Origin of the sequence: Gordonia otitidis NBRC 100426, assembly GCF_000248075.1 — a bacterium.
Lineage (GTDB): Bacteria > Actinomycetota > Actinomycetes > Mycobacteriales > Mycobacteriaceae > Gordonia > Gordonia otitidis.
This window is the reverse complement of the sequence record NZ_BAFB01000025.1, coordinates 1-25,477: the sequence shown is the minus strand read 5'-3', so window position 1 is coordinate 25,477 and position 25,477 is coordinate 1. Positions and strand designations below refer to the sequence as shown.

The following is a 25,477-nucleotide window of genomic DNA, read 5'->3' as shown; positions in this document are numbered from 1 at the left end:
GCTCGGGTCCTACACTCGTCGACGTGACCGACGACCAGACCCCACGCGCGCCTCGCGTGCTCGGCGACGAGACCCCACGCGCGCCTCGCGTGCTCGGCGACATCGACTCGCGGACAAGTGATGCCGCCAGCCGGTCCTGGTGGGACTCCGAGGCCGACGAGTATCACCGCGAGCACGGTGGCTTCCTCGGTTCCGACTCCCCTGGCGGCGAGTTCGTCTGGGGCCCGGAACGGTTGCGCGAAGCCGACGTTCACCTTCTCGGCGACATCGTCGACCGCGACATCCTCGAAATCGGTTGCGGCTCAGCACCGTGTTCACGTTGGCTTGCCACGCACGGGGCTCGCCCTGTCGGGCTCGATCTGTCGCACCGGATGCTCGCCCACGGCCTCGTGACCATGGCGCGATTCGACGAACCACGTGTTCCGCTCATACAGGCGACAGCCGAATCGCTCCCGTTCGCCGACGAGAGCTTCGACATCGCGTTCTCGTCGTTCGGTGCGGTCCCGTTCGTCGCCGACCCTGCCGGGGTGATGGCCGAGGCGGCGCGCGTCATCAAACCCGGCGGGCGGTGGGTCTTCTCGGTCAATCACCCCATGCGCTGGATGTTTCCCGACGACCCCGGACCTGCCGGGTTGACCGTGACCATGCCGTACTTCAGTCGAACGCCCTACTCGGAAGTCGACGCCGACGGCACTGTGACCTACGTCGAGCATCACCGGACCATCGGCGATCGTGTGCGCGAGATCCGTGCCGCGGGGCTGATTCTCGACGACATCGTCGAGCCGGAGTGGCCCGACGACCTCGACGAGGAATGGGGGCAGTGGAGCCCGCTTCGTGGGCAATACTTCCCCGGAACGGCCGTGTTCTGCTGTGTCAAACCGCGTACGACTGCTCCGAATCACCGATAGGCGCGCACAGTCGTCGTCGAGACTTCTCCCTTCCCCGAATCGCCCCGACAGACGTGAAGGAATGCACCGGAGAGCGGGATCAACCCGCTGGCCTCGGAGTGGCCTGCTTCGGAGGCCGACGAGCAGGCGACGCTCGGGTTCTGCCGCACTCTTCCGTCCCAGCCGATCCGTGTCAGAACACTCGGTGCCCCGCCTAAGGCCACTTCCGGCTCGGCCGCGTCGCGGTTACTGAAAGTCTTACCGACCGCACCGAAGGCAGCGGTCAGCAGACCGTCTTTCGCGACGAACCAACGCTGATAACCGGGATCCGCGACAAACCATCCGACCGGGCCCATGCGTGTGATGGTGATTTCCCGCAGCGACGCAACATCGATCACGTTCCAGGAATAGTGCATCTGCACGCCGCCAAACGCGACGTCGTTCGTAGGTGGGAGTACCCCGACAGCCGGGCCCGGTTGGTCGATCTGACCCACGAGGGAGCGGGAGCTGTCGTCGGCGCGCGGACCGAGCACTGTTGTACCGGTTGAAAGATCGACGACCGACACATAGGAGTCGTTGCCGAGGTAGGCGGACATAGAGAACACTGAGACCCGATCACCTGCGATACCGACGATCCCGGTCTGTCCAAGGCCTTCGGCCACACGATCAGCCCCGGGGAGGCTGTGCGTGCTGTCTCTCCCGGTGTCGGCGTCGAGGACAACGAGCCGGTCCCCACACGTGTAGGCGAGATGGTGCGCGGTGGTGACGAACTGCGCTGCTCGTGAATCGCTTTCGAGGAAGCAGAGATCGCTCTTGATCGACCACTCGGGGGTTCCCGATCGTGGCTCGAGCGCGGTGAGTCGGCCCGGCGACACGATGGGCACGGCGTGTCCGACTATCTGTTGCTGCCCGACCACCAAGTGTTGTCCGAGGCGTGTCCACAGTCGTTGACCGGTCTGCGCATCGAGCGCGACAAGCACGTAGATGCCGGGTGCTCGCTGCGCACCCGGCATGAATGCTTGGTTCTCCCCTACCGTCGATGAGGTGGCCGACGACTCGTCGACGAGGCAACTGACGAGCACCACCGCATCAGCCGACACCCCAGTCGAGAACATGGCTCCCTGCCCGCACGTGCCGAACTCGCTCGCCACGTCGAAGGTCCACCGTGGCGCCTTGTGTGAGGAATCGTAGGAGTCGGGGCCGTACGCCTGCACCACCCCGGCGTCCCATACGACGTAACCCGCTGCTGCGGACACGATCTCGACATCGCCATCGAATCGCTGTGGTACCCCTGCCCGCATCCCCACTGTCGCGGGAATCGGCGCAACCGACGACTCACGTGACGCTGAGGCCGATGTCGACTGCGGTACACGGACGACAGCGCCGATCGCACTTCCACAAGCCACTGCCATCACGACGACGAAGACGACCCCGACGGCGATGGCATCGCGGCGGACCGTGTCGCCCGAACGTCGCGACGGCGCCCACTGGGCAATCACCAGTAGCGTTGTCGCGCACACCATCACAGTCGCGATGACGACCGTGATCCGATGCCCGGAGACGCCGACGAGACGATAGAACACGTTCTCCACCGTCGACGTACCAGCCACAACGGCGAACACCAGCCACCCCACCGCGAGCACGCACAGCAGCACGGCACCGACTTTCCGCATGCGCGAGAGGCCGAGCTGCCGGGCGGTGCGATAGGTGAGGATGCCGCACGCGAGTCCGAAGACGAGCGTGGTCGCCGGGAGCTGGTACACCCCGCGGGTCACATACCGCGCCGCACCGTCGAGCACAACTCCCGAGCCGGCGAACCATACCGCGGCGAGCACGGCGAGCACGACCGCTGCGAGCACCGCGCCCGCCGATGCGGACAACCAATACCGTCGAGCACCCACTGCCCTCACACTGTCACCCGCCGCTTCGCCATCGTCTCGGATATCAAGCCGGGTCGACTATACCGATGTCGTTCACGCGACGAACGACCAGCAGCGTTGCGCTACAGCAACTTCGACAAGAAGGTCTTCGTCCGCTCATGCTGCGGGTTGGCGAGGACCTCACGCGGATCGCCCTGTTCGACGACGACCCCACCGTCCATGAACACCAACTGATCAGCGACCTCGCGGGCGAATCCCATCTCGTGCGTGACCACGAGCATGGTCATGCCTGTCGAGGCGAGTTCTCGCATCACGCCGAGCACGTCACCCACCAGCTCCGGGTCGAGTGCCGACGTCGGTTCGTCGAAGAGCATCAGCTTCGGTTCCATGGCCAGCGCACGGGCTATGGCGACGCGCTGTTGTTGTCCACCCGACAACTGCGCCGGATACGACGACGCCTTGTCGGCCAACCCCACTCGGTCGAGCAGGTACTCCGCACGCTTCGCGGCGTCGGCTTTGCTCTCCCGCTTCACTTGCGTCGGTGCCTCGATCACGTTCTCGAGCACCGTCCTGTGCGGAAACAGGTTGAAGTGCTGGAAGACCATGCCGATGTCACGACGCTGCTTGGCCGCGTCCTTCGGGCTCATCTCGTAGAGCTTGCCGCCGCGCTCGCGGTATCCGATGAGGTCACCATCGACGTAAAGCCGACCCGCGTTGACCTCCTCGAGGTGATTGACGCATCGCAGGAACGTCGACTTGCCCGAGCCGGACGGACCGATGATGCAGAGCACTTCCCCGCGTTGCACCTCGAGCGAGATCCCCTTGAGGACCTGGGTGGTACCGAAGCTCTTGCAGACGCGGTCGGCGAGCACCATCGGTTGACCGGACGTGTTCTCCACGGTTGTCATACTCCCCCACCCCCGTGCTGCGGATCAGTGACCTCGGCCGCCGCAGCCTGCGCTTTGCGCTGCTTGTTCGTCATCGCGCGGGTGGCCCCGCGGGCGTAGTACCGCTCCAGGTAGTACTGACCGACCATCAGGATGCTGGTGACCACGAGGTACCAGGTCGAGGCGACCATGAGCAGCGGGATCGGCTGGAAGATCACGCCTGAGATGTCGCGGGCGCGTCCGTACAGTTCGAGACTGAACGGCACGGCCGCCACGAGGCTGGTGGTCTTCAGCATGCTGATGACTTCGTTGCCGGTCGGCGGGATGATGACCCGCATCGCCTGGGGCAGCACGGTTCTACGCATGGTCTGCGACCACGTCATGCCCAGTGCCACCGACGCCTCGGTCTGTCCCTCACCCACCGACGAGACTCCTGCACGCACGATCTCGGCCATGTATGCGGATTCGTTGAGCGCCAATCCGATCACCGCGAAAAGAAATGCCGCGTTCAGCGATTGGATGTCGAAGTGCGCGAACTGCACCGTGAACGGGATACCGAGATCGATACGCTTGTAGATCGACGGGAACAGACCCCAGAACACCAACTGCACGTAGACCGGCGTGCCGCGGAAGATCCACAGATACACCCACGACGTCGCTCGCAGTACCGGATTCGGTGACAGACGCATGATGGCGAGCAGCACGCCCAGGATGATGGCGATCACCATCGACAGCACCGTCAATGCCAGCGTGTAGCCGACACCCGGCATGATCCGGGTGTCGAACAGATACTTGGCGTAGGTGTCCCACGCATAGGCGTCGTTGGTGGCCGCACCGTAGATGAAGAGTGCGACCAGGATCAGGACGACTGCGGCCGCGATCCACTGGCCGGGGTGTTTGAGGGGTACGGCTTTGATCGGGGTCGGCTCCACTTTCGAAGAGTCGACCCCGACCGTGCCGTCAGACGGCGTCGTCACAGGTCAGCTGACCGCGCCATTGATGACCGACTTCTGGATGGCGCCTGCCTCGACGCCCCAGTTCTCGGCGATCTGCTTGTACTGCCCGTTGTCGATCAGATGCTGCACCGCCTGCTGAAGCGCCTGCGTCAGCGACGAGCCCTTCTGCACCGGGTAGCCGTAGGGCTGCGAGTCGAAGACGCCCCCGGCCGTTTCGAGCTTGCCGTCGGAGCGCTTGATCGCCCACGCAGTGATTGGTGAGTCCGCGGACATCGCGTCGACCTTACCCAGCACGAGCGCGTTGGTCGCCTCGTCCTGGCTGTCGAACTTGACCTTCTCGATCGCGGGCTTGCCCGCATCGGTGCATGCCTTGCTCTTGGCGGGCACCTCGTCGGTGTCCTCGACCGTGGTCGACTGCACCGCCACGCGCTTACCGCAGGCGTTGTTCGGGTCGATGTTGCCACCCTTCTGCTGGGCCCACTGCACACCGGCGTTGTAGTAGGTGACGAAGTCGACCTGCTGCTCGCGCTCCTTGCTGTCGGTGAACGACGATGCCCCGACGTTGTAGGTGCCCTGTTGGATGGCCGGGATGATCTTGTCGAAGTCAGCCTCTTTGAACTCGGCCTTGAGGCCGAGTACTCCCGCGACCGCGTTCATGAGGTCGACGTCGTAGCCGACGATTTTGCCGGAAGGATCCTTGTACTCGTTGGGCGAGTACGGCACGTTCACACCCACGACCAGTGTTCCCGAGTTACGGATGGGCTCGGGTACGAGCGCGGCGATCGAGTCGACCTTGGTCGCCTCCACCGCCTTCGAGGAACTCGCGGCGCCGCCACTTCCACCTTCGTCGGATTCGTTGTTCGTACACCCGGCGAGCACCATCGCCATGATGGCCACCAATGCGGCGAACACACCGCCGAACCGCCATGATCGAGTACGAGTCGATCGCTGAATTCGCATCGAGATCCCTTCCCCCGGCGCTTCGGTGAGCGCCTCGAGACAACACGCCGACACACGTCGACACCCCGTGTAACTTACTGGCTTCAACCGGATTCCACAGGATAGTTACGAAGGATTAACCATCGTTCGACGTCGGCCGGTGCTCAGGCGGGCGTACACGCGGTCGCCGCCGCGACCGCGTCGCCGAACTCGCGGGTGCTCGCGATACCGCCGAGGTCGGCGGTGCGGATGCCCGCCGCAAGCGTCGCCTCGACGGCGTAGTCGATTCTCGATGCACACCGGATCAGCGCGTCATCGTCGCGATGATCTCCCCACCACCGCAACATCATGGCCGTCGACGCGAGAATGCCGACGGGATCGGCGATTCCGCGTCCGGCGATGTCGGGTGCCGCGCCGTGGCTGGCCTGCGCCATGGCCTTGGTGTCCGAGCAGTTGATCGACCCGGCCATCCCCAACGAGCCCGCGAGTTCTGCCGCGAGGTCGGACAAGATGTCGCCGAAGAGATTTTCGGTGACGAGGACGTCGAAGTCCGTCGGCCTGCGCACCAACAGCGCTGCCATGGCGTCGACATGCTGTTCGTCGACGACGACGTCGGGATACTCCGCAGCGACCTCCAGACACGCGTCGCGGAAGAGTCCTGTGCTCAGGCGGAGCACATTGGCTTTGTGAACGATCGTGACGTGCCGCCCACGCTGTTGCGCGAGACGGAACGCCTCGCGAGCGATCCGTCGGCTCGCGTCGCGGGTGATGACCCCCACGGCCAGCGCGATGTCGGGTGTGGGCATGAACTCACCGCTGCCCACCTTCATGTTGCGGTCGGCGTAGAGACCCTCGGAGTTCTCACGAGCGATCACCACGTCGATGTCGGGGGCGGTGGCCGCCACACCCTGGTATGCGCGGCACGGCCGGATGTTCGCGTACAAGCCGAACCTCTTGCGAATCGTGGCGCCGGGAGTGAGTGCGTTCCGGAATTCTTGCGGGTAGCTCGCCGAATCGTGCGGTCCGAGTATCCATACGTCGAGCGCGTCGAGTGCCGCCAACGTCGAGTCGGGCAGCGGCGTTCCGTGGGGCCCGATCGCTTCGACACCGAGAGCTGCACGCACCCAATCGAATTCGAGGTCCTCGCACGCTGCGGCCGCGCTCGCCACGTCTACTGCGACCGGCACGATCTCCGGCCCGATCCCGTCGCCGTCGAGGACACCGATCGACAGTCGACGCTTCTCGCTCATCTGGTGAATACTGCCAGAACCCTTGACAACACCGCGGAGTCACCCCAGCGACTGTTGTTTTTCTGACGACGTCGGCGAACCTCGAGTGGGCGGCCGAGTGGGGCGGTAACCAGCCTCGAGTGCGAACACCGCAACGCACGTGAAGTGCGGCGCGCAGATCAGTGCGCGGCGTCGTCCCACGAACGTCCGAATCCCACCGACACCTCGAGCGGCACGGACAGATCGATCGCACTGCCCATCTCCTCGCGGACGACCTTCTCGGCCTGCTCACGTTCGCCCTGCGCCACTTCGACGACGAGCTCGTCGTGCACCTGGAGCAACATGCGGGACGCGAGATTCTCGGCGACGAGTCGCTTGTGGACGTTGATCATCGCGACCTTGATGATGTCGGCCGCCGTGCCCTGGATCGGGGCGTTGAGTGCCATCCGCTCCGCCGCCTGCCGACGTTGCCAGTTGTCGCTGTTGAGGTCGGGGAGATAGCGTCGTCGACCGAAAAGCGTTGCGGTGTACTCGTTTCGACGCGCTTCGAGCACCACGTCGTGCAGATAGTCACGCACGCCACCGAACCGGTCGAAGTAGGCCTCCATCTGTTCTTTGGCCTCCTCGCGACTGATCCGCAGCTGTGCCGCGAGACCGAACGCCGACAGTCCGTACGCGAGACCATATGACATCGCCTTCACCCGATGACGCATCTCGGTGGTCACCTCGTCGATCGGCACACCGAAGGCACGCGACCCGACGAAATTGTGCAGGTCCTCGCCGGTGTTGAACGCCTCGATCAGGCCTGCATCACCGGAGAGATGCGCCATGATGCGCATCTCGATCTGGCTGTAGTCGGCGGTCATCAGAGTTTCGTACGGCTCGCCCGATCCGCCGGGACCGTTGTCGTATCCGACGACGAAGCCGTGCCGGATCTCCCGTCCCGCCTCGGTGCGCACCGGTATGTTCTGCAGGTTGGGCTCCGTCGACGACAGTCGCCCTGTGGCGGCGACGGTCTGGTTGAACGTCGTGTGGATGCGGCCGTCGTCGGCGACCGACTTCAACAGGCCGTCGACGGTCACCTTCAGTCGGGTCGCGTCACGGTGCTCGAGCAGATAGGCGAGGAAGGGATGTTCGGTCTTCTCGTAGAGCGTCTGCAGTGCGTCAGCGTCGGTGGTGTAGCCGGTTTTGGTCTTCTTCGTCTTGGGCATGTCGAGCTTGTCGAACAACACCGTCTGCAGTTGCTTGGGCGAGCCGAGGTTGATCTGCTCACCGATCACCTCGTATGCGGACTCCGCGGCCGCGCGGATGCGCTCGGAGAACGTCTCCTCGAGCTCGCCGAAATGCTCGACGTCGACCGCGATGCCCGCGGCCTCGAGATCGGCGAGCACGAACAGCAGCGGCAGCTCCATGTCGGTGAGCAACGGCTTGGAGTCGATGCGATCGAGCTCGGTGTCGAGTGTGTCGGCCAGTTCGGCGACTGCGCGGGCCTCGAGCATCGCCTGCTCGGCGACCTTCGCCGCACCTCCGTCGTCGTCGAGAAGCGAGAGCTGACCCGAGTCGGCACCGTCGTCGGCGCGCAGTTCACGCCGCAGGTAGCGCAGCGCGAGGTCGTCGAGATTGAAGGTTCGCTGGCCCGGCCGGACAAGGTACGCGGCCAGCGCGGTGTCGCTGGTGACGCCCGCGAGTGACCAGCCACGCGATCGCAGTGCATGGATCGCCCATTTCGTCTCGTGCAGTGCCTTCTCGATCGTGGCGTCTGCGAACCACTCGCCGAGCGCTTTCTCGTCGTCGGGTCCCAGGGTGGTCACATCGACGTAGCCGGACGTGCCATCGGCCGCCGCGATCGCGACGCCTGTCACGTCTGCGCCGACGACCTGATGCGGCGCCGTCACGGTGAGTCCGCTGCGTCCGGTACGCGCGTGGGCGTCGAGCCACTCGCGGACCCCGCCCTCGCCGAGGATCGATCCGTCGAGTTCGAATCCTGACTCCGCTTCCGGCTCAACGGAACTGAGCGTCGAGAACAGACGGTCGCGCAGGACGCGGAACTCGAGGTCGTCGAAGAGTTGATGGATTCGGTCGCGGTCCCAGCCGACCATGGCGAGATCGTCAGGGGTCGCGGGCAGATCCATGTCGCGGACGAGCTCGGTGAGCTGGCGATTGGTCTGCACCGATGCCAGGTGCGCACGCAGGGCATCGCCGACCTTGCCCTTGACCTCATCGACGTGGTCGATCAACTCCGCAAGGGAGCCGTACTCGCGAATCCACTTCGATGCCGTCTTCTCCCCCACCCCGGGGATACCGGGCAGATTGTCGCTCGGGTCGCCGCGCAGTGCGGCGTAGTCGGGATACTGGGTGGGCGTCAGGCCGTACTTCTTCTCGACCTCCTCAGGCGTGAAGCGGGTCAGGTCGGACACACCCTTACGCGGGTAGAGAACCGTCACCGAGTCGTCGACGAGTTGCAACGAGTCGCGGTCGCCGGTGACGACGAGCACTTTGTAGCCCTCCGCCTCGGCCTGCGTGGCGAGCGTCGCGATGATGTCGTCGGCCTCGTAACCCTCGATCGCCATGACAGGGATTCCGAGTGCGTCGAGCACCTCCTTGGTCAACTCGACCTGCCCGTTGAACTCGTCCGGTGACTTCGATCGCTGCGCCTTGTACTCGGGGAACATCTCCGAGCGGAACGTCTTACGAGATACGTCGAACGCCGCCGCCACGTGGGTGGGCTCTTCGTCACGCAGCAGATTGATCAGCATGGACGTGAAGCCGTAGACCGCGTTGGTGGTCTGCCCGGTCGCAGTCTTGAAGTTCTCGGCGGGCAGCGCGAAGAAAGCACGGTAGGCCAGCGAATGTCCGTCGAGCAGCATCAACGTCGGCTGACGCTTGTTCTTGCCGCCCTTGCCACTCGACCGAGACGACGTCGAAGACGACGCGGTCTCGGTGGAACTCTTCACGGGTGCACTCTGCGCGGGACTCACCCTGACGAGTCTAGTGACGCCCTGCGACAGATCTCAGACCCCGGCGGCAGCGCGGTACATCGGCCACACCGAAGGCCCACCGTCGGGCAGTCTCACCTCTGCGGTCACGACGAAACCGAAGCGTTCGTAGAGGGGGATGTTGGCTTCGTTGGAACTCTCCAGGTACGACGCGCCGGTCACGCTCTCGATGCCCGCTCGCAACAGCGTGCTGCCGACGCCGCGTCCGTGGAGTGTCGCACCGACGAATGCGAGATACCAGTGAGGCTCCCTGGGGCGGTACTCGGCGAACATCTCCTCGATCAGTTGACCGCGGCGATAACGGCCCCCGAGTGCGGCGATGAATCGCGGCACGGCAAGAAGTTGCCGACCGCCCGAGAGTCGGAACCCTGGCGGATCCCACACAGCGGCACCCACTGCACGGTCGCCGTCGAAGCACACGTCCGTCCGGCCTCGTGATCCGTGGCCGGCCGTCAACAGCGCTCGGTACAGAGCCGCGTACTTCGAGGTGTCGGGCTGTAGCCAACGCATCACCGGGTCGTCGACGAAAGCCTCGCCGAGGATCTCGCTGACGAGCTTCTTGTCCGAGCCGGAGGAGTCGATTCGGTAGTCGGTCACGGCGTCAGGCTACGCCGAGATAGGCCTCCCTCACGGCATCGTCGACGAGTAGATCCCTGCCCGGCCCCTCTTTGAGAATCGACCCGGTCTCCAGGATGTATCCACGATCTGACCGGCTCAGTGCCTGCTGGGCGTTCTGCTCCACGAGCAGGATGGTCGTGCCCTCGGCGTTGATCTGCGCGATGATCGAGAAGATCTGCTGGATCACCATGGGCGCGAGTCCCATCGACGGCTCGTCGAGCAATAGCAGTTTGGGCCGTGCCATCAATCCACGACCGATCGCGAGCATCTGCTGCTCACCGCCGGACATGTTGCCCCCGTATTGTTTGCGCCGTTCCTTCAGCCTCGGGAACAGCTCGAAAACCTGATCGAGAGCTTGACTGTAGGCCGCCTTGGATTCGAATTTCCTTCCGTAGCAACCCATGTCGAGGTTCTCGAGCACCGTCATTCCCGGAAAGATGTGCCTGCCCTCCGGGACCTGGATGATGCCACGCGAGACACGTTCGTGCGGCGCCAGTTTCGTGATCGATTCCCCGTGGAAGCGGATGTCGCCCTGACTGAGTTTGAGCAGGCCCGAGATTCCGCGCATGGTGGTCGATTTGCCCGCACCGTTGGCGCCCAGAAGGGTCACCAACTCCCCCTCGTCCACACGCAGCGAGATGCCGTGCAGTGCCTGGATGCGACCGTAGTGGATCACCACGTCGGTCATCTCCAGGACCGGAGCACCGCTCGACGTCCCCGGTGCACTCGTCTCGCCCGAAGGCTTGTCGGTATCAGGCGATCTGGTCATCAGGGACTCCAAGGTATGCGGCGATGACGGCGGGATTCTCGCGCACCTCGCGCGGCGTACCGTCGGCGATCTTGCGGCCGAACTCGAGGACGACGATTCGGTCGGTGACACCCATCACCAGCCGCATGTCGTGCTCGATCAGCAGCACGGTGTAGCCGTCCTCACGGATTTTCTGGATCAACTCCATCAACGCCGACTTCTCGCTCGGGTTGAAGCCCGCGGCCGGTTCGTCGAGGCACAGCAGTTTGGGCTCGGTCGCGAGTGCTCGGGCGATCTCGAGGCGACGTTGATCGCCGTAGGGAAGGTTCGACGCCTTCTCCGCGGCGCGGGCACCGATACCGACGAACTCGAGCAGTGCCATGCCCCGGTCGACGGCGTCATGTTCCTCGCGGTAGAGCCGCGGCGTGCGCATGATCGCACCGAACACCGAGGTCTTGTGGCGTGCATCGGTGCCGACGGAGACGTTCTCCAGTGCTGTCATCTCACCCCAGAGGCGCACGTTCTGGAACGTGCGGGCGATCCCCTTGCGGGTGATCTTGTGCTGCGACATCTTGCCGAGCGGCGCGCCGTCGAAGGTCACCGTTCCACGCGTAGGCCGGTAAACACCCGTGATCGCGTTGAAGCACGTGGTCTTGCCTGCTCCGTTGGGACCGATCAGGCCGAGGATCTCGCCACGCTTGATGTCGAAGGTCACGTCGTCGAGAGCGGCGAGTCCACCGAACTCGACCGTCAGCCCCTCGACCTTGAGCAGCGACTCTCCCTCGGCGGTTGCGATGTCACGTTGCGGCGCAACGGCTTCGGCTACGGCTTCCGGATCGGCGAGTTGTGCGTCCACTGCCGCCGGATCGACGACGGCCGTCGACTCGGGATCGGCGAGCACCTCCTCGATCTGCTCCGCGTTGTCGGGGCCGGAGTCGAGTTTGCCTGCATCGACCTCGTGGGAGTCGGTCCTCGGATTCGTGTTGCCCGCGGGGTCGTCTGGTGTCCGGTGCGTCATGCGTGCGCCTCCTCACTTCCCGACGGTAGCGGGTCGGGGTTGCGTCGCACAGCGGCGTACACCTTGCGCCCGAAGGTCAGTAATCGCGCTCGAGCCGGGAACAATCCCTGCGGGCGGAAGATCATCAACACCACGAGTGCGATGCCGAAGAACAGATACTTGAATTCGCTGAGCGACTGACCGCCGACCTCGATGCCCTGCACGCGTGCCGGCAGATAGACGATGATGAACGCGCCGGCGATGACGCCGAGCTTGTTGCCCTGACCGCCCAGAACGACGGCGCATAGGAAGAGCATCGAGTTGATGACGGTGAATGCCTTCGGGTCGACGTACTGCACCTGGCCCGCGTAGATCGCGCCTGACAGGCCGCCGATGCCGGCGCCGATCACGAAGGCCCACAGCTTGTACTTGAACGTCGGCACACCCATGATCTCGGCGGCGTCCTCGTCCTCTCGGATGGCCACCCACGACCGGCCCACCCTGCTGCGCTCGAGATTGCCGATGATGATCAGCACGAGGATCACGGCGACGATGCCCAGCCAGTACCACCACACGCCGTAGTTGGCGGTCGGGCTGTTGTTGCCCACCGAGAACACGCCGTCGGGGTGCTTGTCCGAGCGTCCGAGTTCGGGGAACAGGACGCCCTGCAGTCCCGATGCTCCGTTGGTGATGTCGGTGAGGTTGTCGGCGAGGAGACGCACGATCTCACCGAATCCGAGCGTCACGATGGCGAGGTAGTCGCCGCGTACGCGAAGAGTCGGGGTACCGAGGACCAGGCCGGTGATGCCCGTGATGATGATCGCGAGCGGCACGCATGCCAGCCACGCCCACGGTCCGGAGAAGAATCCGTGGTCCTCGCTGCCCCACAGTGGGCTGGCCGGACTGGTCAACAAGGCGACGACGTAGGCGCCGACGGCGTAGAAGCCTACGTACCCGAGGTCGAGTAGACCGGTTTGTCCGACCACCACGTTGAGTCCGATCGCGATCAGCGCTGTCATCGCGAAGGTCGCCATGACGACGCCGAAGTTGGTCGCAGTCGTAGTGATCAGAGGTGGTTTGATGACGGGTAGCAACGCCAACAAAATGATCAGTGGGACGCCGAGCAGCCACTGCTGCACGCGCGGCAGACTGTCCCACCAGGTTCTGATCCGGTCGCCGAGCCCACGCGGAGGCACGGCGGGCTGTTCCGAGTGGATGTTCTTCCCCGACTGGGCGTCATCGGATGTCGTCATACTCTCGCCTTCCCCAGTTTCTCACCGAGAATCCCGGTGGGACGGAACATCAGGACGAGGATCAGGAGCACGAACGCGACCACGTCCTTCCACTGGTTACCGAACAACACCGAGCCGTAGTTCTCCATCACACCGAGCAACAAACCGCCGAGCAGTGCACCGCGCACGTTGCCGATACCGCCGAGGACGGCAGCGCAGAATGCCTTGATCCCGAGAATGAATCCGCCGTTGTAGACGATGTTGGTCGGCACGCGCAACGTGTAGAGCAGGGCTGCCGCACCGGCGAGAAGTCCCCCGATGAGGAACGTCACCAGGATTATCCGCTCGCGTGACACGCCCATCAGCAACGCGGCGTCGGAATCCTGCGCCACCGAACGGATGCCGCGCCCCAGACGCGTCTTGTTGATCATGAAGTCGACGCCCAGCGCCAGGATGAGTGCCGAGCCGATGATCACCATCGTCATGTTGAAAACCGGAGCGCCGAAGATGGTGAACTCCTCGACCGGCTCGACCAGACGAATGGTGGGCTGGGCGGTCGAGCCGCCCAGCGGAGGATCGACGGGAAACTTCGGCAACACGTAGTGCACGAATTCCTGTAGCACGAAGGACATTCCGATGGCGGTGATGAGGAAGGCGAGGGGCTTGGCGCCACGTCGTCGGAGCGGTCGATAGGCGACGAACTCGAGACCGACGGCGGCGCCGCCCGCGACGATCATTCCGCAGAGTCCGGCGAGCACGAGGTAGACGATCGTCATGACCGTGCCCTCGGCGTACGTGTTACCCGAGGGGCTGAAGCCTAGAAGCAGCAAGCCGATGTAGGTGCCGAACATACCGAGCATGAAGACCTCGGAATGCGCGAAGTTGATCAGACGCAGCACGCCGTAGACGAGCGTGTAGCCGACGGCGACAAGTGCGTACACCGAGCCGTAGGTCAGCCCTTCGATCGTCAGGCCCCAGAAACCGTTGACCAGCGAGTGGACGTCGAAACCGATCGTCGACGCCACTGCGGTCGACGTCTGCGCCACCAGGTACGTGGTGGTCATTCATCCCCCTCAGACTTCGGAAAGTCGCAGCACGAGCGCGCCCGGCCGCCGTGGTGACGGCCGGGCGCTCTCTTGTTCTCGTGAATTGCAGTGGTGCTGGTGATTACTTGACTTCGTACACCCAGATGAGCGATGTGGAGAGCTCACCCTTCGGGGTCCACGAGTACTTACGGGCCAGACCGGCCCCGTTGTACTTACTGATGTACTCGAGGAGCTTCGGGCGGGTGTTGTTGCCTTCTGCGATGCCCTTCATCATGATCGACGCGATGTCGTATGCCTCGACCGAGTACACGCCGGGTGCCTGGTTGAACGCGGCCTTGTAGTCGGCGGCGAACTTGTCGGGCGCCGGACCACACGGGCATGACAGGACTGCGCCCTTCGCGGAATCGCCTGCCTGCGCGGTGAACTGGGGATCGTTCGCACCGTCGCCCGAGACGAACAACACGTTGGAGTCGGCAGACTTCAACTGTTGTGCGAGAGGCGCGGCTTCTGCGTAGTAACCGGCGTAGAACACTGCATCCGGTTGTGCCGCAGTGACCTTGGAGATGATGGCCGAGAAGTCGCGCTCGCCCTTCTTGACGTCGCCCGAGCAGTCCGCGTCGGCTGCGGAGCCCAACGCACCGGTGACAGCCTTCGCGAGGCCTGCACCGTAATCGGTGTCGTCCTTGATGACACAGATCTTCTTCTTGCCCATGGTGCCGGTCAGGTACTTGGCGACCGCCGGTCCCTGGATGTCATCGTTGGCCAGGCCGCGATAGAACGTCTTCCAACCGTTGTCGGTCAACGTCGGGTTGGTTGCCGACGCGGTCACCGACACCAGACCTGCCTGGTTGAAAATGCCGCCGGTGGCCTTGGTCTCACCGGAGAAGGCGGGACCGATCAGTCCGATGATCGAGTCGTCGTTGGTGATGGTCGGTGCCACCTGCGTCGCCTTCTGCGGATCGCCCTCGGTGTCGAAACGCTTGAGCGTGATCTTGCAGTCGGGATTGGCTTTGTTGTGCTGGTCGACAGCGAGCTGAGCGCCGTCGACGATGTTGATGCCGAGTGCGGCGTCGGCACCCGTCAGCGCACCTGCCATGGCGATGGTCGCGGGGTCACACTTCTGCCCGCCGGGCGACGCCGGATTCAGTGCGTCGGCCTCAGACGCCTTCGGTTGTTCCTTACCCTCCGTGTTGATCTGGGCGAGAGGCGAAATGGTGAGCCCCGACCCCGCTGACGCCGACCCGCTCGATGACGAGTCCGAGTCTGTCGACTTACTGCTACATGCCGAAACGGCGAGCACAGCGGCCAGCGTCACACCCAGCGCTGCGGTCGTCACGCGACGATGCATCTTCACTACCTCTCGTCCAGCCACCCGGCCCCCTGTGGCCGGGAGGTCTACTGAGGAGACCTTCGGAAAACATAGACCTAGATGCGACGTCGCGCGGGGCAATGAAAGAGAAATCTGCTAGTCACCGTCGACTGGTTTTCACAGATTTAACGCAGCCGACCCATGAGTCACTCGGTGGGCCCCAGAGTCTCGACGACGACCTGCGCGACAGCCTTCATCGTCGTGCGTCGATCCATCGCTGCGCGCTGAATCCACTTGAACGCCTCAGGTTCTGACAATGCCTGCTTTTCCATGAGGAGACCCTTGGCCCGTTCCACGAGCTTCCTCGTTTTCAGACGGTCCTGCATTGTCGCAACTTCTTTTTCGAGCATCTTGAGTTCGTGATAACGACTCACTGCAACTTCTATGGCCGGGACGAGATCGGCCTTGGAGAAAGGTTTGACCAGATATGCCATCGCGCCCGCGTCGCGCGCCTTCTCTATGAAGTCGCGCTGACTGAAAGCGGTGAGCATCACCACGGGAGCCAGTCGCTTCTCCGCGATCTCGGTGGCCGCGTCGATGCCGTCCCGGACCGGCATCTTGATGTCCATGATCACGAGATCCGGTGAAAGCTTTTCGGTGAGGTCGACGGCCGCCTGGCCGTTGGGCGCCTCACCCACGACGTCGTACCCTTCTTCGCGCAGCATCTCGATGAGATCCATTCGGATCAGCGAATCGTCCTCGGCGACGAGCACCTTGTGCGCAGTCTGCTTGTCCTCGGCCTGGGCCGGAACATTCTCCACCACAGTCACCAATCCCTCCTCCACATCGAGTCCGACTCGGACGGTCGATGGTCGCCGGCAGGTAAGCGCCACACGCGACCAGCACCGATGTTCCGAAGAGTACCGGTTGACGCGGGTTTGAGCCGATCATCTAAAGTTGTCTGTTGCAGCCGCCACCGGCGACCGCACGCCCTCGTAGCCCAATTGGCAGAGGCAACGGATTCAAAACCCGTACAGTGTGAGTTCGAGTCTCACCGAGGGCACTTGAAACCCCTGCTCAGCGGGGGTTTTTTCGTTTCTGCTCTTGCTACACAGCTAGGTCGTGTAGCGGAACGAGTAGCAACAGGGTGTCCACTACCGGGTTTTCGTGACCTGTCCAACAGTGCCGAACCGTTGGAAGGACACCCCTCAGTGACTCGTCAATACGCGGCTGTGATCGCCTCCGCAGCCCTTACCTACGCCCTGCCGCTAGCCGCTCTGAAGCTGGCCCTCACGCTCGGCTGGTACGCCCCGTGACACTCCACGTCGCCCACTTCGGGTACTCCACCAACCAGCGCGAGTTCATCCACCACCTGATCGACCTGTGCCACCGTTTCGACAGCTTCGGCGGCGCCGACTTCCACCAGACGGTCACCCCGTCCGAGAACGGCCACAAGGTCACCGTGCACACGGCGCACGCGTCTGGCGACACGCACAGCCTCGCCTACGACCTCTCGGATTGCCTCACCCAAACCGAAGTTCACGAGGTTGCTGACCGGGCGTTCGATGACACCTACGGGGAGGTCACAGCATGAGCGTCGCTGTCGGCCCTAACCGTTGGATGCAGGGCTACCAGTCCGCCACCGACACCCTGAACCGTCTCCCTGGTCCCCTCGTCGTCATCTTCGCCTCACGGCTGCGTGAACACACCACACGTCGAGCCTCCTGAAGATGACGGTTGGCAGTGCACCACCTGGATGCGCGGAAACGTTGGTCACGGCATCCACGTCAACTTGATGACCGGACACAACCTGCGCACCGAGCATGTTGATCCCCCGGCACTCCTAATCGACGGCCCCGATGGGTCTGTGGAGTTGCAGTCCCGCGCCCAATTGGATGCCTTACTAGCCGCTCTGGGTGATGCTGCTCGTCTCTGGGATGCGTTGACCGCCCCACCCGCCTAGTTGCTCGTGGCCCCTTACAAGGGGCAGCCCGGACGGTTCAGCCGTAGCCGTGTCGTAGCGGCATCCGGGCACTAGTCGGCTATCGCAGAGTCCCGACTCCTAATCCCGACCTGCTCCCCGTAGCCCAGTCGTACGCCGGGGACGTACGCCACCACTCTTGTCGTCGCGAAACACGAGCAGGTGCCAGATGGTTACCGCCTAACCTTCGGGTCGGGTGGCAATCGGTGCTGGCCTGACGCGATAGGTAGGCAAGGTTCGAGGGACGTTCGGGATGGGGTTCAACGCGCGGCCACCCGTCAGGGTGTCCTCAGCGCCCGTAACCGTTGCTGTTGAACGGAATTATCGGCCCGTGCTCCCCATTCTCATTACGCACAGCCATAGGCGAATACGTGCCACTAGTTGAGTGATAGGCACGCTTCTCACGCTTCGGGAACAAGTTCCTCAGCCTGTCACGCCAGCTCACGCGCGTTTTGTTGCCCATAGTTTGAGGCTACGCGCAATGCGACACAGACGGCACCAGTCGGCCCGCACGCACAAGCACCCGTCAGGGTTCGATTAGTCCCGCCTCCCGCAAGCTCGCCAACAACATCCGACCAAACTCGGTCACCCCTGAGACGCCCATCTGCCCAGGTTCAGGCAAATTAATCGTGCCCACGCCGTCACCGCCGTCGATGATCGAACCCAACGGCAAAAGGGCACCCACACGCAGCAACGTCGCCAGAACAGGGACACTCTGCTCGCCCACGACAGACTCAAAGCCCTCGTTAGTATCGGTCGCCGCCAAACGTGCCAAAGCCCGCACATGCGGACCATCCACATCCGACAACGCAGCAACTATCAGTTGCGCCTCATCAATCGCCTCGTCACTCACCAACGCGTTAGCAACCACTTGCCCTAGATAGACTCGCTTAGCCTCCAAACCCGACGCCATGACAGCTTGAATAGCAGCCCACAGCAACGCATCCCGCTCCGGATCACGCTCTATCGCCGCCAACAGAGCATCCTCACCCACCCGCTCTACAAGGTCACCGACAAAGGTCTCAGCCTTGGCCCGTCGACGTTCCATCATGCCGTCCGCGAGCACCTGGACAACACTGCCGGGGTTGGGTGGTTGGCCGGTCACTTGGGACATGCCGACCTCGATTGCGGCTGTCGTCACCATACGAGTCAGTATCTCGGAGAAGCTCGGCAAATCGTCATTCACGGTTGCGACAGTACGGGTCCACACCGATGGGCATACTCGGCTCTGTGCCCGATACAGACTGGAATCCACCTATCGAGAGCGTGTTGCCGGACGAATGCGCAAGCATCGCGTTGTGCGCGCTCGAAACGTCCCGGCTCCCACCGCACGAACCATCGGGGGACCTCAGGGCGATCGACGCACAAATCGACAAGGGCCACGAACTCAACCCAGTCGTACTCAGCCACGAGGTCGCCACCTACTTCCTACAGGGGGCAGGTGAATCGGTGCATTCGATTGGTCGGCTAACCGACCAGCACCCGCCCGTCACATCATTGAGCGCCCTAAGCCGAGTGGCGTGCGAGTACGCGGCATATGCGTGGTGGCTTAGTGATCCGCAAGAAGACCCAGCGATACGGGCGTCCAAGGTTATCGGCATCAGCTACGCGTCCGTTATGGACAAGGGCACCGATCCGCGCTACACAACCATGCGGAAGAAGATCGAGGGCTGGCGCAGCACCGCTCAAAAACACAAGGCCAGCAAGCCCGACCCTGCGAAAATCCTAAAGGAAATGCTGGACTCCGCATACGCGGACGACTACACCGACCAGTCCCGGATCATTCATCCTGACCTCATCACCATGATTGACGTAATGACAGCGCAGAACGAGGGCAAGCCTTGGAATCGTCAACGCGCCTGGAACCACTCGATGTGCGCGATGTACGCCACGCTAATCGCCACAGAACGCGTCGCAACTTTGAGAGACGCAAACCCCGATCACATCGATCAGATCGCCCAGATAAAGCAACGGTTCTACGAGGTTGCAGGACTCACTGACACCTAGCCACCCCTTGATACACGAAAAGCTCCCCGGCAGATGCCAGCCCAAAGGCCAGCACCCCACCGGGGAACCCGTACTACCTGCCCAACATCAGCGACATAGCCGACGCCAACACCATCGACTGCCGATCCACACGCGCATCCTCGAACGTCTCGACAGCCGTCACAGAACCAACCGAGAGCACGTCCGCCTGCCTCAGCCGTGCAGGGTTTACCAGAACCTCACTGAAGTCAATGACAGCCACAGTGATCGGCCCGTGCTCCTCGTGTTCGACAGTCCGCCACATCGGATAGCCGTGCTGTGACCCGCCACGCCACCACACACCCATCACATCAGTAGGATCAACGAGCGCACAATACAAGGTCAACGCGCGCTGCCTATTCGACGCGCTCGGCACCGAACACCGTCTCGCGTCAGCAGCCCATGAGATGCCGGACTCCCACGACTCAGCAAGCCTCCACACCATGAGCGGGGCATCCAAGACCGGAGCTACAAGCCGATCACCAAACAACCATTCGCCCCGATCCAGCTTGCGCCGCCACCAACGCAAACCCTTAACCGATGATCCTTCTACTCCCCACTGGTCATACAACGCAATGCGCTTAGGACTCGCTTTAGGAGCAGTCTTAGCTAACTCTGCAAACCGTGTCCGGAATGACCATTCATCCTCAATAACCGTCCCGCCCAGCGAGTCCGCAAACCCTTTACCCGAATGCGAACGTAGCGCACGCTCCACCGGGGCATTCATCAAAACCACTAACGTAAACCTCCCACCAGAACCCCCATTAAAGACCCCTCATTAGCCCGCTAACCGAGTTTCTAAGCCATTAGGGGTGGGGGTGACCCCCCTCGCGTACGCAGGGTCCATATCGACGCCCCACAGACCGACTCTCTCTCCAAGGGTTTACAGCCCTAAGGGCAGCTTAGAGCCCCTGAACTGGCCTTTTATCCGTGTTTAGCTGGGCCACACGTCGCTACACTGTGCTTGGTGTCATCCGAACGATGGACACACCGCGCCTGCAAGTGTCGAACGTGCGTTCGTAGCTTGCTGTCGCCAGTATCGTGCCCGTGTTTTGGCTATCTTTAGCTCCCGATTGCGCTCGTAATAGTCTTTTACGCGTGCCCTGTCATGTTCTCGGCAATAGATTCTTAACCCATCTGATTTGGTTCTATCTCGATTAAACTCGGAGCGTTTTTTGGTGGAGCCACAGTCGGGGCATCGTTTTGTCTCGGTCACCAGAATGACTCACGAGTTTCGTGCTGCATGGCGTCGTTCCTCATTATGGATTCGATGAACTTCGCGCGTTCCTCAGCGTCATGTTCCGCCGCGAATTGGCTTATGAGCGTAGGCGTAGCGGGTGCTCCACCACCGACAGGTTCAGCGGACACAACCTGCCTTACGTCGATGACGGGCCGGTCAGGGTCACCTTCTACAGCTTGGATTGCGGCTCGGATTCTTGCATCGTCGGAGTGGATCATGCGGCCTCGGCTTCGCGGATAGCCGTGGTGTGCGCTTCGAGGACGGTCTTGGCTTCGGTGGCATCCGCTGGCACGTAGGGTCGGCACCTAGCAGTAAGAATGAGCAGTTCCCGGCCCTGGTCGACGGCAGCCTGGTCGTAAGCCCGCTTGAATCGGCCTGCCGGGTATTCGTGGCGCAAGTCCCACTGCCAGCCGGAGTTGAACGGTTGCGATTCGGGAATCAGTCCAAAGCTCCGCAGCTCGGTCCGGAGTTCGATGAGCGCGTTCATGTCAGCTTTGAGCGCCATGAGTTGCTGCCACGGATCGCTTAGTCCAGCATCCAACGCAGCTTGCGGTGTATCCACGTCGCCAAGCTGGGAGGCAATGTCCATTACCTGGTCGGAAACGTGGTCGAACAGTTCGCTGAGCTTGGTCGGAAAGTCCCGTACGCGCTTGAATGCGGCTGCACGGGCCGTGTCAACGTTGGCTTGCCATGTCGCGGCAAGGGTCGCATCCACCACAATCGGATTCGACAGGATCGCGGAGGCCACCACAGCGTCAATGGTCAAGTCATCACGGTCCGCGAGTGCTTCCCCCGCACTGGTGGCTGTACGGGTCACATGATCTGTGTACGTCGCCGCCAAGGTAAGTGCATGATGGGCGCGCTTAGCCGCTGCACGAGCGGTCTCGGCATCCTTCTTAGTGACGAGGCCAACGCGTTCGAGGGGGGCAACGAGTGCGTCGATTGCGGCAAGCTGCTGGTGGTCGTGTGCTTCGAGGTTAAGAGCCATATTGGTAACTACTTTCAAATTAGGTTTGCGGAGACTAGTCCGCGTAGATAGTGCATAGTGCTGTGACCTGCGGTTTTGTTGAGCCTGCCTCAGTAGGTGGTCCGCTTTGAGTTAGCGGTCGAACTCGCCGTTCCAGCCGTATACCGGATCGCCCAGGCAGCCGTCGACGGGAATGCTCGTGTAGTTGGCCGGGTCGAAACGCGGGTTCACCCGCTGGTCGTCGCGGTAGACGGAGACGACGTGCAGGTTTAGGGCGGCGTACTTTTTGAGCTCTTGGATTTCGCCACTCAAGAAGATGTTCCCGGTACTGAAGTCGGAGCTAGCTAGCGTCGCTTGATAGGTGCCAGCCTGGTTAGCGATATACCAGTCGGGGTTGCGATAAATCCGTAACGCTGCACTGAGTACCACGTCGACGGCCCCGTTCGGAATGTTCTCGACTGTCCAGTCTGGACGGCCAGCTAGGCTTCGAGCTTGAACAGACGAACTCCACAGCGCCTCCTCAGCGCGTGCGTAATCCGCAGTGTTAGCAGCGAGTGCCACGCCCAGTCGTGCCGATAGCCGATCCACGGTTGCAAGTGCTTCACTCATTCGATCCGCCTTCCATACTGTCGACCAGCTCGTTCACGGCGTCTAAGACCTCGCCTGACTCGTATTGAGCCGCGACTCCGAGCATTTTTGCGGCCACGGCTATCGCTTCCAAAGGCTCATAACCTAGCGTTACCTCTCGCGCGTAGTCTCGAACTTCCACCACATAACGCCGGTTCAAAGGGTTGTGGACAACGTTAACTTTGGCTGTCGCTCTTAGGCTCGCCACTAGTTGACTGCTTTACTGATATTGGCTACCAATCGCTGCGCATCGTTAACGGGTAAGCTAATGAGTTGTCCAGCTTGGGTTAGCACGAGATACTGTTCGGTCCCGAACTGGTGAATGCTAATCCTTACAGGTGCGGTTTCTGATTGGGAGGCACTAACGATTGTGTCGGTGCTTAGGGCTTGTGCTGGCATAGGTTCCTAAGGGTTTAGCGATTCCGCGAGGTCTACGAGTTGATCCGCGATATGGGTGAGGCTGTCGACGGGGATTCCGATAGTAGAATCATGTTGGTCTAAAGCTATGCGTCGATTGTTGGTCCGGCTTACCCTTAGTTCTGCGATGGGCAAGCCTCGAATGTCGGTTAGCTTCATTAGCGTCCTAAGCCTTCTGGATGGGTTAAAGGTATCGTCGTGAGGGTTGCGGGGAGTTAGCCGCTTAGGATTCGATTCAGGCGGGTTTAAGCAGCGTCCTCGGCTAAGGATCGTTCTCGATATTCGCGAGCTACGGCCTTTAAACAGTCCGCTAGTCTTACCGCTGGCTCTACCTCACTGAAGTAGAGACGACGCTCCCGCGCATAACCGACCGAATAGGATTCGATTCGGGCGTCCTGGACAGCCCTTAGCTCCTCGTACAGCGCCTTAGCCTCCTCGATAAACTGGTTAGGCATCCTAGTGGCGGGAAGCGTGCCACGTCTCCGTCGACGCTGGTAACAGCGGGAGCACAACCATCGGCGGGTGGCTTGGCGCCCACAGTTCTCTTCGGAGCAGATGCGCAATCGGCCTCCTTAGACGACGAACCCCCAGGGAGCGGCGCTTGGGAGGTCAGCGCGCTCTACCTGGGGATTCGGGTTCCCAAACACCGCTTATCTCCTCTTTTGCGGGGTCGGGAAGTGTTTAGTTAGCTGGTAAGCAATTCCAATGCGCTTCTCTTTACGTAGTAGCGTGCGCCGATTCGCTTACCCTCGACCTCGCCGGTTTCGATAAGCCGGATAGCCGCTGTGCGTGAGCAGCCGATAACGGTTTGCAGTTCGCGGACGGGGAGAAAGACACTAGGGGTTTCAGCCATGTACACCCCCTCTCCGATGTGTGATTGATTAACGCTTATAAACCTATTATCGCATTTACTTGGCAAAGCGCTCCAACTTCGCGTTTACGCGTTAACGGATCGGATCACAAATTCCGTGGTTAACCTGCCGATACGTCCATTGTATCTAGTTAGTGTTGACGACCTCGAACAGTTCCGGATCGTTTGTGGCTACATATTTTGCGTCGCGGACTATTCTTCTGGAGACCCCGAATTGTTCCGCAGCCTCATCAGTTGCGCGCGGACCCCGCCGTTCCTCCTCGTGAGCCTCTTTCGGTTGGGGCATTTTTGCCCCAACCGGGGTGCCCTGTTCTACACGGTTCTGGTTACCTCGAAGTGCCGCTTGCTTTCGCCTCTCCTCGGCTGGCCCCGCATAGACGGATTCGTATTCGACAGCGATTACCGCACGCTGAGAAGTCGACAAATGCCGACGAACCAAAAACTTGCGCGCTTAGCCCCGTCTGGGATTGCTCACTTTGGCCGCCCAGATCGAACGCTAACAGCATTTCTAAGCCCACACGCATAAGCACTAGGGTTTACGCCTGTTTACGCTTAGGATCGCTCTCAGGGCTTTACGGTTTCCTCAGGCTTGCGCGGAGTCATACGACGACCGATAGCCTCAACACCATGAGCGACCGACACTGGACCCGAGATGCACGCGCATACCTGCTCGTCGCCGCTGTCCTCGGCATCACCGCGTACACGCTCTACAACACGATCCCGGCAACTCGGTGGTGGGCTACACCGATCCTGCTCGCAGCAATGATCGGCATGGTGATGAACGCGGTACGCGCTTCACGAACCACGGGCTGAGGACGACACGGGTCCGACGCTCAAACCCCGACGAGGCCGCGTTCCCTCAACCCCAGCAGAGCAGCACGCACCCGGCTTTCAGACTTGCGGCCCACCGGCAACCCCAAGCGGTCCACCAGTCCCGCAATCAGGAACTCATCATCAGTCGACGCCAACCCCGACGACAACAACACGTCATAGACGGCAAGCATGTCTTGTTGACTCCGTAACGCTGCACAATGCTTCGGTATCAGGCCGTTCTCGAACTGTTTGTCGCGGAGCTTGCTTACGATGCGATCCCGCACAGACTCCCGCACGTACACGTCATCCTCGGCACCATCCCACACACGGCTCGTGAAGAGTTGGAACCATGCGCGTTCGGTCAACACGTCACCGGAGTAGAGCAGTTCGGAGCGGATAGCGCGTTGGTGATCCCACACGTGACCGGCATCAGCAGCAACCCGGTCACGGGCATCTAAGAACTCGGCAAGCACCTGCACGCGTGATCCCTGATAGAACACATCGAGCGAGATCGGCTTGGTGTCGTCGGCCTCAGCGATGATCCCTGCCATGTCGGGAACTTCAGTCGGTAGCTCGGCCTGGACAGGACGCTCCACACCATCGGTCGATGCAAGGAACTCGGCAACGAGGATCGACCAGTCAGCGACAGTCCGATATTCACCATCCCCGAACTCGGATTGAGCTTTACCGACCAGCACACCCGCATTAGTGCCTAGCTTCGCTTCTGCCGCGATAAAAACCTCGTCAGCAGTATCGAGTAACGCCCACGAATCAAAACTAATACGAGGCAATACAGAGCTAGGAATTGATAT

General features: G+C 62.1%; 22 protein-coding genes and 1 tRNA gene. 6 read left to right on the top strand and 17 right to left on the bottom strand.

Annotated elements, in window-relative coordinates:
* The first annotated feature begins 23 nt into the window (after nt 1-23).
* The gene (locus tag GOOTI_RS02675) at nt 24-908 is read left to right on the top strand and encodes a class I SAM-dependent methyltransferase (protein WP_007237013.1); all 885 of its coding nucleotides are present in this window, start codon (nt 24-26) and stop codon (nt 906-908) included.
* Here GOOTI_RS02675 and GOOTI_RS02670 read toward each other — a convergent pair.
* The 13 genes from GOOTI_RS02670 to GOOTI_RS02610 form a co-directional block, all read right to left on the bottom strand.
* Entirely contained in the window at nt 899-2,788 is a 1,890-nt protein-coding gene (locus GOOTI_RS02670; RefSeq protein WP_138985141.1) for a PQQ-binding-like beta-propeller repeat protein, read from the bottom strand. The genes GOOTI_RS02675 and GOOTI_RS02670 overlap by 10 nt on opposite strands.
* A gap of 101 nt (nt 2,789-2,889) precedes the next feature.
* A complete protein-coding gene (locus GOOTI_RS02665; protein ID WP_007237011.1) occupies nt 2,890-3,675 on the bottom strand; it encodes an amino acid ABC transporter ATP-binding protein in 786 nt (261 codons plus the stop codon).
* Complete coding sequence (locus tag GOOTI_RS02660; protein WP_007237010.1) at nt 3,672-4,631, bottom strand: amino acid ABC transporter permease; 960 nt, start codon at nt 4,629-4,631, stop codon at nt 3,672-3,674. The genes GOOTI_RS02665 and GOOTI_RS02660 overlap by 4 nt, the downstream gene beginning before the upstream one ends.
* 3 nt (nt 4,632-4,634) lie before the next feature.
* Nucleotides 4,635-5,570: an ABC transporter substrate-binding protein gene (locus tag GOOTI_RS02655; RefSeq protein ID WP_051997843.1), complete on the bottom strand. Its 936-nt coding sequence runs from the start codon at nt 5,568-5,570 to the stop codon at nt 4,635-4,637.
* A gap of 143 nt (nt 5,571-5,713) precedes the next feature.
* The gene (locus tag GOOTI_RS02650; protein ID WP_007237008.1) at nt 5,714-6,799 is read right to left on the bottom strand and encodes an isocitrate/isopropylmalate dehydrogenase family protein; all 1,086 of its coding nucleotides are present in this window, start codon (nt 6,797-6,799) and stop codon (nt 5,714-5,716) included.
* A gap of 158 nt (nt 6,800-6,957) precedes the next feature.
* Nucleotides 6,958-9,756 (bottom strand): DNA polymerase I, encoded by a 2,799-nt coding sequence (gene polA, locus GOOTI_RS02645; protein WP_007237007.1) that lies wholly within the window; start codon nt 9,754-9,756, stop codon nt 6,958-6,960.
* A 33-nt stretch (nt 9,757-9,789) separates the two neighbouring features.
* A complete protein-coding gene (locus GOOTI_RS02640) occupies nt 9,790-10,371 on the bottom strand; it encodes a GNAT family N-acetyltransferase (RefSeq protein WP_007237006.1) in 582 nt (193 codons plus the stop codon).
* Nucleotides 10,372-10,375: 4 nt separating this feature from the next.
* Nucleotides 10,376-11,161: an ABC transporter ATP-binding protein gene (locus tag GOOTI_RS02635; protein ID WP_007237005.1), complete on the bottom strand. Its 786-nt coding sequence runs from the start codon at nt 11,159-11,161 to the stop codon at nt 10,376-10,378.
* Complete coding sequence (locus tag GOOTI_RS02630) at nt 11,145-12,158, bottom strand: ABC transporter ATP-binding protein (protein WP_007237004.1); 1,014 nt, start codon at nt 12,156-12,158, stop codon at nt 11,145-11,147. Before GOOTI_RS02630 ends, GOOTI_RS02635 begins: the two co-directional genes overlap by 17 nt.
* Nucleotides 12,155-13,390, bottom strand: coding sequence for a branched-chain amino acid ABC transporter permease (locus tag GOOTI_RS02625; RefSeq protein WP_007237003.1), 1,236 nt, complete (start codon nt 13,388-13,390; stop codon nt 12,155-12,157). The genes GOOTI_RS02630 and GOOTI_RS02625 overlap by 4 nt, the downstream gene beginning before the upstream one ends.
* A complete protein-coding gene (locus GOOTI_RS02620; RefSeq protein ID WP_007237002.1) occupies nt 13,387-14,433 on the bottom strand; it encodes a branched-chain amino acid ABC transporter permease in 1,047 nt (348 codons plus the stop codon). Before GOOTI_RS02620 ends, GOOTI_RS02625 begins: the two co-directional genes overlap by 4 nt.
* A 103-nt stretch (nt 14,434-14,536) precedes the next feature.
* Nucleotides 14,537-15,763 (bottom strand): branched-chain amino acid ABC transporter substrate-binding protein, encoded by a 1,227-nt coding sequence (locus tag GOOTI_RS02615; RefSeq protein ID WP_007237001.1) that lies wholly within the window; start codon nt 15,761-15,763, stop codon nt 14,537-14,539.
* 167 nt (nt 15,764-15,930) lie between these two features.
* On the bottom strand, nt 15,931-16,554 hold the full coding sequence (locus GOOTI_RS02610; RefSeq protein ID WP_007237000.1) for an ANTAR domain-containing response regulator: 624 nt from the start codon (nt 16,552-16,554) through the stop codon (nt 15,931-15,933).
* Between the two features lie 159 nt (nt 16,555-16,713).
* On the opposite strand from GOOTI_RS02610, the gene GOOTI_RS02605 reads away from it, so the two are divergent.
* From GOOTI_RS02605 to GOOTI_RS25960, 3 genes are all read left to right on the top strand, one after another.
* Nucleotides 16,714-16,787 (top strand) — tRNA-Leu (locus tag GOOTI_RS02605).
* A 249-nt stretch (nt 16,788-17,036) separates the two neighbouring features.
* The gene (locus tag GOOTI_RS02600) at nt 17,037-17,318 is read left to right on the top strand and encodes a hypothetical protein (protein ID WP_007236998.1); all 282 of its coding nucleotides are present in this window, start codon (nt 17,037-17,039) and stop codon (nt 17,316-17,318) included.
* Nucleotides 17,315-17,452, top strand: coding sequence for a hypothetical protein (locus tag GOOTI_RS25960; protein WP_169315780.1), 138 nt, complete (start codon nt 17,315-17,317; stop codon nt 17,450-17,452). Before GOOTI_RS02600 ends, GOOTI_RS25960 begins: the two co-directional genes overlap by 4 nt.
* A 779-nt stretch (nt 17,453-18,231) precedes the next feature.
* Here the strand turns inward: GOOTI_RS25960 and GOOTI_RS02595 are convergent.
* Nucleotides 18,232-18,891: a hypothetical protein gene (locus GOOTI_RS02595; protein ID WP_138985140.1), complete on the bottom strand. Its 660-nt coding sequence runs from the start codon at nt 18,889-18,891 to the stop codon at nt 18,232-18,234.
* Nucleotides 18,892-18,935: 44 nt separating this feature from the next.
* On the opposite strand from GOOTI_RS02595, the gene GOOTI_RS02590 reads away from it, so the two are divergent.
* Nucleotides 18,936-19,712 carry a hypothetical protein gene (locus GOOTI_RS02590; protein WP_138985139.1) on the top strand — a complete coding sequence of 259 codons (777 nt, stop codon included), beginning with the start codon at nt 18,936-18,938 and terminating at the stop codon, nt 19,710-19,712.
* A gap of 1,472 nt (nt 19,713-21,184) precedes the next feature.
* On the opposite strand, the gene GOOTI_RS02575 is transcribed toward GOOTI_RS02590, so the two are convergent.
* Both GOOTI_RS02575 and GOOTI_RS25565 read right to left on the bottom strand, forming a co-directional pair.
* Nucleotides 21,185-21,958, bottom strand: coding sequence for a hypothetical protein (locus GOOTI_RS02575; RefSeq protein ID WP_007236993.1), 774 nt, complete (start codon nt 21,956-21,958; stop codon nt 21,185-21,187).
* A gap of 111 nt (nt 21,959-22,069) precedes the next feature.
* Nucleotides 22,070-22,546 (bottom strand): hypothetical protein, encoded by a 477-nt coding sequence (locus GOOTI_RS25565; protein WP_007236992.1) that lies wholly within the window; start codon nt 22,544-22,546, stop codon nt 22,070-22,072.
* A gap of 1,933 nt (nt 22,547-24,479) precedes the next feature.
* Between GOOTI_RS25565 and GOOTI_RS02560 the strand changes: the two genes are divergently transcribed.
* Nucleotides 24,480-24,665 carry a hypothetical protein gene (locus GOOTI_RS02560; RefSeq protein WP_007236986.1) on the top strand — a complete coding sequence of 62 codons (186 nt, stop codon included), beginning with the start codon at nt 24,480-24,482 and terminating at the stop codon, nt 24,663-24,665.
* A gap of 20 nt (nt 24,666-24,685) precedes the next feature.
* On the opposite strand, the gene GOOTI_RS02555 is transcribed toward GOOTI_RS02560, so the two are convergent.
* The coding region (locus GOOTI_RS02555; RefSeq protein ID WP_007236985.1) for a hypothetical protein at nt 24,686-25,477 on the bottom strand (792 nt) is incomplete at its 5' end.